13 protein-coding genes are annotated in these 13,689 nt (G+C 45.8%); all 13 read right to left on the bottom strand.

The features are described 5' to 3' along the window. The coding region (locus tag ACFSVM_RS08555; protein WP_379262940.1) for a serine hydrolase domain-containing protein at positions 1-368 on the bottom strand (368 nt) is incomplete at its 3' end. Positions 369-517: 149 nt separating this feature from the next. Beyond that, positions 518-904, bottom strand: coding sequence for a DUF1048 domain-containing protein (locus ACFSVM_RS08550; RefSeq protein WP_076310806.1), 387 nt, complete (start codon positions 902-904; stop codon positions 518-520). A gap of 9 nt (positions 905-913) precedes the next feature. Beyond that, positions 914-1,261, bottom strand: a complete 348-nt coding sequence (locus ACFSVM_RS08545; protein WP_076310807.1) for a DUF1048 domain-containing protein — start codon at positions 1,259-1,261, stop codon at positions 914-916. Next, positions 1,258-1,587, bottom strand: coding sequence for a PadR family transcriptional regulator (locus ACFSVM_RS08540; RefSeq protein WP_076310808.1), 330 nt, complete (start codon positions 1,585-1,587; stop codon positions 1,258-1,260). Before ACFSVM_RS08540 ends, ACFSVM_RS08545 begins: the two co-directional genes overlap by 4 nt. A 747-nt stretch (positions 1,588-2,334) precedes the next feature. After that, positions 2,335-3,093 carry a nucleotidyltransferase domain-containing protein gene (locus ACFSVM_RS08535; RefSeq protein ID WP_076310809.1) on the bottom strand — a complete coding sequence of 253 codons (759 nt, stop codon included), beginning with the start codon at positions 3,091-3,093 and terminating at the stop codon, positions 2,335-2,337. 461 nt (positions 3,094-3,554) lie between these two features. Beyond that, on the bottom strand, positions 3,555-5,252 hold the full coding sequence (locus ACFSVM_RS08530; RefSeq protein ID WP_256702776.1) for an RICIN domain-containing protein: 1,698 nt from the start codon (positions 5,250-5,252) through the stop codon (positions 3,555-3,557). A gap of 57 nt (positions 5,253-5,309) precedes the next feature. After that, on the bottom strand, positions 5,310-6,254 hold the full coding sequence (locus ACFSVM_RS08525; protein WP_379261432.1) for a carbohydrate ABC transporter permease: 945 nt from the start codon (positions 6,252-6,254) through the stop codon (positions 5,310-5,312). 17 nt (positions 6,255-6,271) lie between these two features. After that, positions 6,272-7,174 (bottom strand): carbohydrate ABC transporter permease, encoded by a 903-nt coding sequence (locus ACFSVM_RS08520; protein ID WP_090722512.1) that lies wholly within the window; start codon positions 7,172-7,174, stop codon positions 6,272-6,274. After that, positions 7,171-9,741: a DUF5696 domain-containing protein gene (locus ACFSVM_RS08515; protein WP_090722514.1), complete on the bottom strand. Its 2,571-nt coding sequence runs from the start codon at positions 9,739-9,741 to the stop codon at positions 7,171-7,173. The genes ACFSVM_RS08520 and ACFSVM_RS08515 overlap by 4 nt, the downstream gene beginning before the upstream one ends. An 18-nt stretch (positions 9,742-9,759) precedes the next feature. Beyond that, on the bottom strand, positions 9,760-10,395 hold the full coding sequence (locus ACFSVM_RS08510; protein ID WP_076310814.1) for a YIP1 family protein: 636 nt from the start codon (positions 10,393-10,395) through the stop codon (positions 9,760-9,762). Then, positions 10,379-11,842, bottom strand: a complete 1,464-nt coding sequence (locus ACFSVM_RS08505) for a hypothetical protein (RefSeq protein ID WP_379261429.1) — start codon at positions 11,840-11,842, stop codon at positions 10,379-10,381. Before ACFSVM_RS08505 ends, ACFSVM_RS08510 begins: the two co-directional genes overlap by 17 nt. Before the next feature lie 15 nt (positions 11,843-11,857). Continuing rightward, positions 11,858-12,739, bottom strand: coding sequence for a carbohydrate ABC transporter permease (locus tag ACFSVM_RS08500; RefSeq protein WP_379261427.1), 882 nt, complete (start codon positions 12,737-12,739; stop codon positions 11,858-11,860). Beyond that, positions 12,736-13,653: a carbohydrate ABC transporter permease gene (locus tag ACFSVM_RS08495; RefSeq protein ID WP_379262937.1), complete on the bottom strand. Its 918-nt coding sequence runs from the start codon at positions 13,651-13,653 to the stop codon at positions 12,736-12,738. Before ACFSVM_RS08495 ends, ACFSVM_RS08500 begins: the two co-directional genes overlap by 4 nt. Positions 13,654-13,689: the final 36 nt, after the last annotated feature.

Below are 13,689 nucleotides of genomic sequence, written 5' to 3'. Positions count from 1 at the left end.
ATCGGCCGCCTCGCCGGCACGGTATCGTCCAGCGGGCCGTCTGCCTGTCTCAGTACCTGCCTGTCAGCGAGTTCGGGCAGCCACTCCTGTACCGGGTCATCCAGCCGGAGCCTGCACTCATCCAGCAGGACCATCGCCGCTGAGACCGCGACCGGCTTGGATGTCGAGGCCATCCGAAAGATCGTGTCCCGGCGCATCGGGGCGCCACCGTCATGGCGCATCGTTCCGAGTGTTTCGACGTGCGTCTCACCGTACCGGCTGACCAGGGCGACGAGCCCAGGAATCTTCCCGGAATCGACATGCCGTGCCAGGACGTCGCGCACTCTGCGCAGCCCTGTATCGGAGAAGCCTCTGTTGCTTTGACCCATCATCTTTTGCATTAGTTTCCCTCTCTTTACTTTTTATTTTTTGTAACACTATGAATTTTCTTTTATTATTCAAGCTTTGAATTGATAGATTCTTCCTCGTTTTGCATAGGCCATTGGTGCCAAGCAGGGCAAAAATATCACCTCCCTTTTTACTTTTTATTATCCGTAGCCTTTTTCATGGTCTTGCTACCTTCTTGGTGGTCTAACAGTTCTTGAAAGATGTCATCGTAAGTTTTTGAATCTTTGATTAGATCGTCGCAGAAAGCCGCTACGTCACTGCCCGTCACTTCGAGCACGCCTTTCCCCAAGGCCGCGCCATCTTCAAAAAGATCGACAATCCCCGAGAGCAAACCCGTCCCGTCGGTTAGCTCAACAGGGCCGACCTTAAAGAAATATTTTTGAATCTCTTTATAAACAATCTGATAATCTTGTGGGAGCGCTTTAACACGCGCCACGTGTTCTCTCCACTCTTTTTTGCCTTCGATCACGTGCGCTCGCCACTCTTTTTTGCCTTCAATGATATCTCGTATTCTCATTTTATCCTCCTATTTACCTAATTTTTTGGCGATATTATTGTTGAGTTGCTCGCGCCACTTGTCCCGAAAGGACTTTGCCCCTTCTTCGCCGGCCAGCGCTGAACAGAAGCCTTTGATATCGTCACCCAAAACCTCTTGGACACTCTGACCGTCCGCCGCCGTTTCTTCGAACAGGCCAAGCACACCGTCGAGTATTGGCATGAGGTTACGACCAGTGAAATCTGAGTGCGACCAAAGATTGGCATCAATTTCTTCCCATGCCGCTTGATAATCAGCCGGCAGCTTTTTGGCTCGCGATTCGAAAGCTTTCATTTCTTTCGTCATATCGCTGCCGGTGATTTTTTCCCAAAAATTCATTGTATTTTCTCCTTTAACTCGTTTATTTTTGATGATACGAACTCCCATTTTTCCCAGAACCTCTGCAGCTCCTCACGCCCCGCGTCGTTGAGCGCGAAAAACTTTCGCGGCGGCCCCATGTCAGAGGGCTTTTTGGTTACTTCTACCAAATTGTTTTTTTCAAGCCGGATCAGGATGGTGTATACCGTTCCCTCCACAACATCCGTGAAGCCGAGGGCATTCAACTGCCGCGTGATTTCGTAACCGTAGGTTTCGTTGTGGCTAATAATTTCAAGGACGCAGCCCTCAAGCACGCCTTTAAGCATTTCCGTTAAGTTTTCCAGCATAATCGCCCCTTACTATTCTGTGTCACTAGTATGCAGTATTACTTACTACAGCTATAAAGTAACACGTAGTAGTTGGTTTGTCAATATCGTTTGCTCTGACGCGGATTATATAATTTCAACCTAAGTTCCCTGGGCTTATCCTGAAGATATTTAGTTAGTTGTTTATCCAATTCTCGAAGCTTGTTGCGTTAATCTGTCCGTTCAGCTAGATGTGGAATGTTCAATGCCATTGTGTTGGGTAACAGCTCTGCCAAGGTCGTAGAGGCTTCGCAGCAGTAGTTTTTGCACCAATAGTTATTAGAGTTTGCCTAAGTTCATCCTGAGTTACCTTGCAGAAATGCTCATATTCGTAAGCATAAAATTATCCAGCTTATGATCACCTATTCGAATCATATGCACCAGATTAACCAAGTCTTCTTAAGAGCTCCGCAATGGGCCCAATGTAGCATGTCAGGTTTTGATTCGGTGCTGTACCCATAATAAACTGAGAGTTCGAGAATCCGCCTTAATAACTTTAAAAGGCTTCTGTTAAGTTCTTTCGACATGGAAATAAATCCCTCCTTCCTGCTAAGTTCTTTGTTTATCTACGCAAAAAAACCTGTCATTTCGACAGGTTGAATAATCTTCTAAATACCGTACCAGTTACCACAAAATATAGAAGTCTTTTTAAGCTCCACATTAGACTAAGAGGTTAAAAATGCAGTGATGTCCCGACGGGCTTAGGGGGCTGGATGTGTCTCTCGCTTCTCAGAGTGACCCGGCAGCCATTGCATTTAAGGAGTTCTCAAAATAGCAATATACTTCATCTGCAATTCCCAGAAACTTTTCAACAAGTACATCACTATCCAAGTAACAAGCATACAGATACTCAACTAAAGCGGAGTCAATCTCGCAATAGTTTATTATGGCATTCTTCATCTTCATAATGTCATCTTGCCATACACCTGTATCTACTAAAACCAAAGAGTATAATGCACGAATTAATCTCTTCGAATACCCTTTAATATATCTAGTTTTCATCGTGTGATCACTAGCAGTAGAAAGTGAACGACGTACACGATCTACTTCTTCCTTGGTCTCTGTATTTAAGTCTAAAATGAACTCTGGAGAAATAATGATCGGTGGTACTTTTTCACCAACGTCATGACCATATAGGCAAACACAAATAATCTTAACCCAAAAACCCCACTCATTTGGTTTACTTAATACATCGTCAATTGAGCAAATGATCGTATCAATCTTAGTTACTACTGGATATTCTTCCAAAAGCCTGTCTTTAATATTTGACAATCTTTCGTAATCAATATCTGTGGGATTTACACATACAATAGTAAAGTCTGCATCTGACTTAAAAGGTTTAGCAGTTCCTTTTGGAATCGAGCCACACATATAAATGCTATGAATCTTACCTTTAAATTCGGTAAGTATATGATCTATATACTTATCAACAAAATCCTTATATTCACTTTGTATTACAATTCTATTTATAACTTTTTCTAATATCATATAGACTCCTCCCAAAATAAAAAACGCCCCAAAGCAAAATGCTCTGGGACGATATTAATCGCGGTACCACCCAGGTTGCTGTATTTTCACACAGCCACCTTAATTGACTATAACGGGTCAAACCGATGGGTATTAGCCATACTCTGGAACTGGCATTTTCAATCAGTACTCTAAGGTTTTCTCAGTCATGAAACCCTTTCCTGTGAAGAGTTTAATGATTTACTTTTGTTCCATCTTTGATTTACCGATATTGGTTAAATATTACTCTTTCCCGTCACCTTAGTCAACAACTTGCTCAAGAAAACTGCCAGTTAGTTCAATAAAAAGGACGCTCCCGCGACTTCGCTTGGGCTACGCCCTTTCCATTTCCAATTATTTATTAAAGAATGTACAAGGGTAGCATGTAGTGCTTAAACAGGGGACTTATTTTAGCCTAAGCACTAAGAAAATGCTTTATTTTTTCAGTCTAAAACTATATTCTCACTTAACACAAACTTCCATTGTTGATTCAGTGCCCCCGTATAATCGTTTTGCTGCAGCTTAGCACCGTCGGCAGTAGAAGAGTTCATCACCTCAACTGCCTTGTTGCTGTTTACGTTGATAATGCTCCAGTATCCATTCCCTAAATCATTGATTTTGAAATGCTGGGCGGTCGTGTTCAAATTGCTCATCAGCTGTACAGCTTCGCCGTTCGTTAGTGTCCCGTTGCGAATGTCGATGACCTTATCCGGTGAGTTTACACTAGTCAGCATATAATTCCCCCCAGAAATTGAGTTCAGCACCCACTTCTGAGGATTGCCACCCAGATCGCTCCATTGCTGCAGCTGAAGATTGTTCACATTCTGCCCACCTGGAACATCAATGACTTTGCCAGAATGTCTTGCCACAATTTTGTAGGTCATACCTGCTATCAGGCCAGTTGTCGGTCCACTGCCCGGATAGGTTTGAGCGCGTTCATGGTACCAATTGAACAGGAAACGCCCCATTGCACTTCGAGAAGCATCTCCATCCCATTTTAGTCCTGCCGTAGGATCGGCAAAGGAGCTTCGTTGTCCCGGCTCCAGAATGAACCCATTCATATGAGCAGCAATGCTCACGTTGCCCGCTGCATTAAAGATTGTTTTGGTATTTGTTCCAAAACCTTCATTGCTGCCATTAAACAAGTTCCAGTAAGCCGAATCTCCAGGCTTGTTCTTGAACCAGGTCACTTCAGTTACGTTAATTGGATAGTTGTCTGCGGCTGCTTTTACATTGGTGTTCCACTGATCTTGTAAGATTGAGAAATTGTCATAAGCTCCGTAACCTGGATACCAGTGAACCGCATACCCATAATTGTTCAGCGGATCCGTCAAAGGATGACTTGCAGTTAGACTATAAAATTGGTTATAACCCAGTCCTGCTGCCCAGATTACATTGTCCGCACCCTGGCTGCGAATCGTGGAGATGATCGAATTCTGGAAATTGCGTAAATCGTTCCAATGGTCAACAAAATCATTCTCCCCATTGTATCCACCCCAATGACCGTTGGCATACGACTTCACGGGTTCATTGATCAGCTCAAAATGAACATTATCTGCACTTTTTATTTCCGGACGGGAGGCGAGATAACCCCATATTTGATTGAATTTTTGTAGATTTGAAGCCGTCGTTGCTTGCTCGTCCTTCAATGTAAAATCGAGTCCCAAAACGACATATACCCCTTTTGTCTTCGCATACTGAATGTACGGAATGATAACGTTTTGTGTGACCGTCTGCACTCCGGCAAAATTATATGTCCCAGCGGCCACGTCCCCCATGTCTTGGCGGTCGATGAATAATCTCACTTGATTCATATTCCATCCATGATTGCTTCCGTATTTCGGACTTGTATCTGTAAACGTATCGGTAATATCTTTTAGATAAGCAAGCGTGGCCTTATGCCGATCATTACCGTGGAGATTGAGATAATAATTACTGTCCTGGTATGTCCAGTATGCACCAGATGGCTGGTGCCAGCCATTTAGAAGTACCGGCTGATTGTTGCTGTTGACCAGATGTTTACCGCTTACATGAAGCTTCCCCATTGGCATACCCACCCAAGCCTCGGCGCGGCCGCCTCCCCATGGAGCAATGGTAATCAGCAAAGCTAGAATAAGCAGAAGCTTACAAGATGTCATCATCTTCTTCACTTGAATCCCTCCTAATCTATCAGATGGTTTGCGATATAATGTTTGGTTCTAACCGACGATTCCCGAACGTTCCACACTCTCCACGAAATAGCGCTGTACGAATAGATAAATTACAATCAAAGGCAGGATAGCGAGTAGAATCCCTGTATCCTGAATCATGCTTAGGTAAAAAGGATCTGCCTTGGAGGCACCATCCCCGACCTGCTGAGCAAGGTTGTATGGAAGAGACGACAATTGCGTCGACATGACCTTGCTGGAGGTCAGATACGTGGTTGTATAGAAACTGTCATTCCACTGCCACACGAAGGAAAACAGCATGACGGTCACCATGGATGGAATGGCATTAGGCAGCATGATTCTAAAAAAGGTTCGACCAATACCTGCTCCGTCTACGTAAGCGGCCTCTTCCACTTCCTTAGGGATCCCTCTAAAGAACTGACGGAAGATAAAAATATACAAGCCTGCCTTAAGCGAATTGGCTGTCACTGCCGTAAGTATGAATGGCCAATACGTGTTGAGCAAATTTACGGGTTTGCCAGTCATAATGGTCATCAGACCCAACAGGTCAAAACTTTTCAAATTAAGGTATACCGGAATAAGAATGGTCGTAGGCGGGACCAGTATCGTCAGGATTACTCCTGCGAACAGCCAGCCGCTGCCCTTGAATTTCAAACGTGCAAATCCGTATCCTGCAAGTGCGCAGGATGCCGTCGTTAACAATGTCGTTGTGGCAGAGAGTGTAAAAGTGTTGAACAGCGTTTCCCAGTAGTCCATGACTTGAATCGCCTGTTTAAAATTCTCAATGGAGAAGTTCTGAGGAATCCACACAACTACCGCAGAATAAAGATCAACCTTATCCTTAATGGAAGTCGAAATTTTCTGGAATATCGGGAAGAGGATAACAAAGGAAAGTCCGGTAATTAGAACAAAGCGGATCATGACCCACAGCCAGCCCTTCCAGTGCTCCAGCGATAATAATCGTGATGTCTTCACGCGGGACATCCTCCTTTTTAATCTTGATAGAACACACGTTTCGAAAAAATAACCGTTACGATTATTAAAATGATAGCGATAGCCAGGAAGTAGACCCATGCCATGGCAGAGCTTAAGCCAAAGTCGAACTTAACGAAGCCGGTCTCCCGAATCAGTTCCGTCATGGCATTATTGGCAAATGAATCGATAATGGTATAGATTGCATTGACGAAGATCAACGGGCTGACCATTGGAAAAGTAATTTTCCAAAACGCTTCGTAGCCGGTTGCGCCTTCGATCTTCGATGCCTCATACAATTGAGGCGAGATGGTTTGAATGCCTGCCAGAAAGATCAGAATCTGTACGCCGGATTGACTGACAATCTGATAGATTCTATCTACCGCGCTGCTTAAGTACGTGACGATCCATTCACTTACACCTGCATCAAGCATCAATTTCTCCAGTTCCAACGTGCCGAGCGAGCTTCCGCCCGTGCTGTTCTGATTAACTGCTTCAATTAAACTGGTGCTCTCCAGTGACATAATAACGCCTGATGCCAGAATAACCGGCAGGAAAAAGATAGATCGTGCCAAGGCCCTGCCCCTGAATTTCTGATTCAGGATGACGGCAAGGAACAGGCTGAATATGATGATAAGAGGCACGTTGACAAGTACGTCTGTTACCGACTCAATCAATGCACGGTTGAAGCTGGTATTAACGGTGAGCGCTTGAATATAATTGACGACACCGGTGAATTGAATCGCTATGCCTTCCGCATTAGCCTGAATCGTACTCATGCTGTAACGCAACGAAGCCATTAGAGGAATGAAGAAGAACAATACAAATCCAATAAACCAAGGCAGTACGTAGATTACGCCCCACAGGGCTTTCTGCTGAGCATACGTGCGATTTCCCCATTTCCATTTCAGAAGTGTCTTCAGAGCTGCTCACCACCAGTCACGTAACTAAGAGCTTTTACGGTATAGTTCTCCACATCCACGGGGAAGTCATTGTAATTGACGATAGCAAACCCTCCGCCTTCATACGTTGTCCGAAATACGCCTTCCGCGAGGGATTCATGTGACTTCATTGAACGCCCGGCAAACGGAAGGTTCGCCTGATTGACCTCGTTGTAAATTTGGGCAGCTAGGTCGATCCACTGCTCATAATTTGACGCATAGAGGTGATCGTAATCGGTCTCTTTCACAACATGATTCGGGGCGTTGAACCAGGCAAAGTAAGGACTCGCTCCATATTCAATCAGCTTCAGGACATATTGTCTTGCGTTCGTATAGGTGGAGAGATTGTATGGAGTGCCGGTATAGCTGATGCTCCCATGCAGAACGAGCTGATAGAACGGAATCTCTTCATCTTCCAGCTTAAAGCGGCTGCTTGTCATAGGAGCATCTGTCAGGTCTGTTACATAAGGCAGCGCGTAGCCGTTTCCGCCATCCGCAACAACGGAGCCCGCCTGCTGTTTAATCTGTTCGAGTGCCTTGGTTACGACACTAAGCGATTGCGTTCGATCGAGCAGCTTCTTCGGATTCATGTCACTGTTCAACTGTTCTGCCAGATCCCTAAGAGAAAGTCCATCCATCGGAAGAGGAGCTGTATCCTTCAGCATCTCTTCCGTCAATTCGTCTAGTAAATTGGGAGAAAGCACATAGGATGGAGATCGATCCAAGTTACGCCGCTGTCTTGCCGGGTCCATAGGGTAGATGACCGCTGGTTCCTGTGTTAACGTTCGTGAAGCTTCTTTAGATGGTCTAAAACCTTTTTTGGATTGTACACTCAACATAGCAACATCCGGGTAAAAGCCGATCCCCGACTCTCGTGTAAAGGAGCTGAATTCGCGCATTCCCTTTTTCCCGCCAATAGCACGATCCACGTTAATGGAGTCCGGCATCCGATGATAAAGACCGTCATTAAACCAACCGGCATAGCGAACTTGAATGTTGGACACCTTCTTTTCTTTCAGCGCGGAGAGTATATTTTGAGCTTCGTCAAAAGTAGTTAATGCCTCCGTAGAATCATAAGGAATGCCTAATATATGTTGGCGAGTGGACATGCCGCCAAGCAGTTTAAGATAAAACGGAAGGCTGTTCTGCTCTCTACTGGTCTTGGACTCGGGCAGACCGCCCGTTTGCAGCAGATAATCTCGATAGAGAGAGGCCAAGCCCGAGTAAGATGCCTTCTCTGCGCCGACAAAAGCATACCGAACGACGAAGTCGGATGCGGTCGGTTTGGCCTGGAATTTCGGAAGCGTTCGTACCATGTCACTTGCCTGAAGCGTTACATCGCTCTTGTTCACCACATAGAAGCTCGGATATACATTGTTGTAGCTGTTTAGCTTGCCGCTAATATCAGCATTGACAACCGCAACAGCATCTCCTTCCTCAATAATCCCCAGAAAAGCTCCTTCTTCCCGAATCAGTCCAAAGACGGGCAATCTGGCTTTAGCTTCATTTGAGCTGACTTCGCGAACCTTCATTGTCATATCCGGGCCGTAAATATCTTGCTGATACGCAGGATACTGGACTTTGCCATTATTAAAATGAATCAATGCCCCAGAACCATCTGGTACAAATATGGAGCCTTCTTCATTTGAACCACCGGCTCCGAAATAATCCAGAACAGAGATCGTGTTAATCGGATATTCTTCTGGAAAATGAATTCCGGAGGAGGGTATACGTACAAGCAGATCCTCACCGTCCAGTTCATATTCCATGGTGAGCATGAACAGTCGCGGCCCGCTCTGCTCAAGCTCAATCCCATGCTCGGTATGGTCCTGTTCCAGATCTTCTTCCGTATAGCCGGCTGTCTCAAAGGCTTTTAAAGCTCTGGAAAGCTGAAGTCCTTGCAGCGCCTTATCATTTCGAGTGTAGATTCCTTCTTCCTTGTCTTCTGTATAACCGATTTTTAATGTACGCTGCCCAGCGCTGTCGAGCTGGGAGAGCAGCTTCTGCTCAAATCGTTCTTTGCTGATCTTCACTGGCAAATCTTCAATGGAGCGTTCAGTGCTTCCGAATTGATAATGAACCTGAACTCCGTTATCAATCGCTTCATAACTTACCTGCTTGTGTCCAACACTATCCGTGTAAGAGTTTACGGAACTGCTCTGACCCAGACTGTTAAAGAAGCTGAGTCTTGTTTGCGATGAGAGAAGATCTTTGTTAATCCCGGTTGCGATTCCGTCCTTGTCACGATCAGCTGGGTTGCTTCGCCATATTTGACCGCTCTGTTTGTGAAGAACTGCAATCTCAGCAGTCTCTTCGTGAATGAACAGCTGAAGCGAATTATTCTGGGCGATTCCAAGCATGCCTGAAAGACGAGCATCGCTGAAAGACGATATCAGTTTTTCTCCGGGAGGCAGGGAGGGAACCTCAGCTTGGTCAACAGTAGTCGCAGTCTCACGGACCTGCGAAGCTGGCGAGATTTGACAACCACTGAGAAGCAGACTGCCAATGAGCAGCATTCCGCTGATTCTTTTGGCTACGGCATATTTCATTGTATATCTCCTCCTTCCTTAGCCCCGAAGCACTAATTCCTGATAAATAGTTACAACAAAGGAAACGATCTGCTGTACAAGGCTAAAGAACAATAGGCACAGAAATGCCATAAAGGCCATAGCAACTAGGGTGAGCAGCATCGTCAGCACCGTTTTGGCCGGCGTATACTGGTGGACTGTCATATTTCCCACGAATAACAGATATAACGTCCAGCCGACTGCAAGTGCGTTAGAGAAGTAATAAAATGCAGTTTCCTGTGCGGAAATGACGAGACTCAGCCAAATCCATGGAAAATGAATGAGAAACAGCGGGACCAGTGCAAAACACGTAGACATAAAAATTTCAGAGAATTTACCTTCCCCGTCCATAAGCGTGGTTAAAGACCAATTGGCAATACACCAGAACAGCACCGGAATAATGACATATACCATTTCAAGCAGGCTGTTCAGATACTTCGGATTGTTGAAGTTAATGAGGAAACCGCTGTACTGGGCATGCAAAATTTTGGTGATAACCAAAAGTACTAGAATGAGGTATGCAATCAGCAGTGTTGTTTTCTGATTCCGTTCGTATTTCAGTTCCCAGTATCCATTGAATGGATGAAATATCAGATGCATGGGGTACTGATATAATTGCTTACTTGACGTCTGCATTCGCTGTCCTCCTTTTTTGTCTGCGAACAATGATGACGGTGACAAACGCAGCTGCAGCCAGGAATAAACCAGACATCATCCATGAGAAATGCTCACGCATCAATTCTTTGCGAAACAAAAGAAAAGCTTTGGAATAGCCTTGGCGCTCCATACTCCGCTTAAAGTATTGCGCAGAATCCTCATACTCCTTCTGGCGAAGCAGCGCTTTGCCGATTCCCGCATAGGCATACTCCAGATTGGCATTCATCTCAGCAGCTTTGGCAAACATGACCGAGGACTGATCTTCGTCGCCGTTATAATAACTGCGTACCGCTTCATGCAGCGTGCGCCCGTACTCCGTCGTTTGAAAGACCGTAATCTCGCCGAGCGACTTATCGAGAACGAGCATGCGATCGCCCGAACGTTCCAGAGCCACAGGTGTATTGAACTGACCCCGTCGGTTGCCAATACCGCCAAATATATGGAGCAGATAACCGTCGCCATTGTAGGTGAATATTCTTCCCATGTTGGAATCCAGCACGGAATACATGTCACTATCACCAACATCAATATCAATCAAGCGTGATGGTCCGGCTTCGTTGGTGTACACTAGATCGCCCTGAGGCGGCTGATAGCCCTCTCTGCGCAGGATGTCTGTTCCCTGTGCATTCAGCTTCTTGATAGAATCTTTACCGCCATCGCCGCTTGTGGCATAAATGAAGCCTTCTTCATCCATATCTAGATTGGTAAATTCCGTCGGGGTAAACATGACCATCTGACTGCGCTGCTCACGGGTAGCGAATCGTTTCCACAAATACTCCACCGGATCAACCTGAACCCTGTTTGCTCCGATAAAGGAAGAGAAGGTGCCATCGGCGCTGAACTCCATAAATCCATCAAAAACGCCTTCGGCCATGACGTAGATTCGTTCCCCCTTGTCCATGACGATCCGTAACGGTTTAAATATAAAATCCGTCTTTAACAGATCCGATTTCGGTTCAGCCACAATCTTAACCAGTTGCCCTTCCTCATCTAGATGTACAACCCGGTGATTATCTGAATCGGCGATAAGCAGGTGACCTTTATTCGTAACGTACAGCCCCTGGGGATTATTAAAATATTCTTCCTTGCCTTCCTGTTCAAAGGAGTCAATTGTTCTCACCAGCTTGAAAGTGTGGTCCATTTCAATAACCCGGCCATTGCCAGAATCCAGTATAAAGACGTGTTGATTCTCTGTTACATGCATATCGCTCGGTTCTTTGAAAGGGACCGTGTTCAGCTTCTTGCCTGTGATGATTGCGGTTGCCTCATATGCCGCTGGAGCTGGAACGGTATCGCCCCAGTAGGAATAATGGTAAGCATCTGAATTGGTGTCTGCACTTACGTAGGATGCTTCTTGACTGAATAACAGGAGGCAGACTATGCCCAAGATGATCACTTTATGTTTTTTCCATATGCTTTTCTGCACGTCGCTGCCTCCTTTCTACTCCTTCATGCCCGAAGTGGCCATGGTCTGCATGACGCTGCTCTGGGAAATGACGAATAGGGTGATGGGTACAATCATGAGCAGTAAGGCAACAGCAGCCCCAACTCCCGCTCTTGCTATCCCTCCCTGAACAATCTGACTCAGTGCATAATGCAGCGTTTTGAGATTTTCACTGTAAATGAAGCTCCCGCCATCCGTGCCCCAGAGCGCAGGGAACTGCAGAATCATGAGCGTAAGCCAGGCCGGTTTCACATTGGGCATCACAATGCTCCAGAAAATTCGGTATTCACTCGCTCCATCGATCTTGGCTGCCTCCAGCAATGCATTAGGAATTTGCTCCATAAACTGCTTCATTAAGAAGAGTCCTAACGAGAAAGCGAGCGAAGGCACGATAATGGATGTATGCGTGTTAATCCAGCCAAGCCAGGACATGACCATGTAGTTCGGAATCGACGTTACGTGAGGAGAGAACATCAATGATAGAATGACAATCGTAAACAGCACTTTTGACCCGGGAAAACGATATTTGGCCAGCGGATAAGCTGCTGCAGAAGCAAGGAGAATATGTCCTGCTGTTCCCACTAGCGTTATAAGCAGCGTATTCGCGATATACCTTGATAAGGGAACCCAGGAGTTGCCCATCAGATTAATCAAGTCTGTAAAATTCTCCGTCGTCGGATTATTCACCCAGAAGCGCGGCGGAAATATAAACAGCTCATCGAGTGGCTTAAAGGCATTGTTTACAGCATAGATTAGCGGGAGTATCATGAATGCTCCAAACAGAGCCAGCAGTGCAAATAACATCAAGCTAACGGTAAATGACCGGTTAAGTCTCTTCGGCATACCAAAGACGCCACGTACTATGCTAGTCATTGTCATTCACCTATCTTTCTCAGCATTTTTTGCGTCATCACATTCGTTCCCAGCATAAGTACAAAAAGAACTGTAGCAATGGCTGAAGCGTATCCCATCTCGAAGCGAATCGTACCAAAATCCATCAAATGAGTGACGACCGTATGCGCCGCATAGTTTACACTTGGGAACCCTGCCAGCGCGATCGAAATTTCTGCCACAGCGAAGGATGCCGTAATCTGCATCACCGCACCAAACATCAGCTGCGGTCGCATCGAAGGCAGTGTAATGTACCATAGCTCCTGCCATCGGTTTTTGATCCCATCCACGGTGCCGGCCTCAACAAGCGAACGATCAATATTTTGAAGGCCTGCAATAAAGGCCAGGAAGCTGGTCCCTAGACTGAGCCATAGCTGCACAATAATGACGATGGTCAGCACGTACCTTTCGTCTGCGAGCCATTGAATGGGTTCCAGAATAACGCCAAGGCGCATCAGGAAACCATTCATGTATCCATAGCTGTCACCAGAGAAAATAATAAGCCAGATGAAGAAGACGTTTCCCGATATGGATGGAGCATAGAAGACCAGCGTCATCACCGCCCGAATCTTGGGGGAAAGTTCATTGATAATCCAAGCAAACAAAAAGCAGGCGATATAACTGACAGGGCCCGTAATTACTGCAAAAAGCAGTGTGTTCTTCAGTGCAATCAGAAATACGTCATCGTTCAGGAATAGCCGCGAATAGTTCTGCCATCCGATAAAACGCGGCATTTCCAGCATATTGAAGTGAAAGAAACTCAAGGCAAGCGAAATGCCCACCGGTATGACAGTAAACATGAAAAAGATGATCATGAACGGTGCCATCAATACGTAATAGTGTCTGCTGAGGTATAAATCCCGTTTCAAAAGGGACCACCAGCCCACCTGACGCGTATGAATGGCAGGAGCGGCTGCCGTCTTGGTTGTTTTGGCTTG

It is taken from the genome of Paenibacillus shunpengii (assembly GCF_042684905.1).
Lineage (GTDB): Bacteria > Bacillota > Bacilli > Paenibacillales > Paenibacillaceae > Paenibacillus > Paenibacillus shunpengii.
The sequence above is the reverse complement of the archived record's forward strand: the minus strand, read 5'-3'. Positions and strand labels throughout refer to the sequence as shown.

Bases quoted from the DNA above. Each gene is read 5' to 3' on its own strand.
- ACFSVM_RS08540 (WP_076310808.1), bottom strand. From the start codon at position 1,587: ATGCTGGAAAACTTAACGGAAATGCTTAAAGGCGTGCTTGAGGGCTGC.
- ACFSVM_RS08515 (WP_090722514.1), bottom strand. From the start codon at position 9,741: ATGAAATATGCCGTAGCCAAAAGAATCAGCGGAATGCTGCTCATTGGC.
- ACFSVM_RS08500 (WP_379261427.1), bottom strand. From the start codon at position 12,739: ATGACAATGACTAGCATAGTACGTGGCGTCTTTGGTATGCCGAAGAGA.
- ACFSVM_RS08535 (WP_076310809.1), bottom strand. From the start codon at position 3,093: ATGATATTAGAAAAAGTTATAAATAGAATTGTAATACAAAGTGAATAT.
- ACFSVM_RS08510 (WP_076310814.1), bottom strand. From the start codon at position 10,395: ATGCAGACGTCAAGTAAGCAATTATATCAGTACCCCATGCATCTGATA.
- ACFSVM_RS08545 (WP_076310807.1), bottom strand. From the start codon at position 1,261: ATGAATTTTTGGGAAAAAATCACCGGCAGCGATATGACGAAAGAAATG.
- ACFSVM_RS08530 (WP_256702776.1), bottom strand. From the start codon at position 5,252: ATGATGACATCTTGTAAGCTTCTGCTTATTCTAGCTTTGCTGATTACC.
- ACFSVM_RS08550 (WP_076310806.1), bottom strand. From the start codon at position 904: ATGAGAATACGAGATATCATTGAAGGCAAAAAAGAGTGGCGAGCGCAC.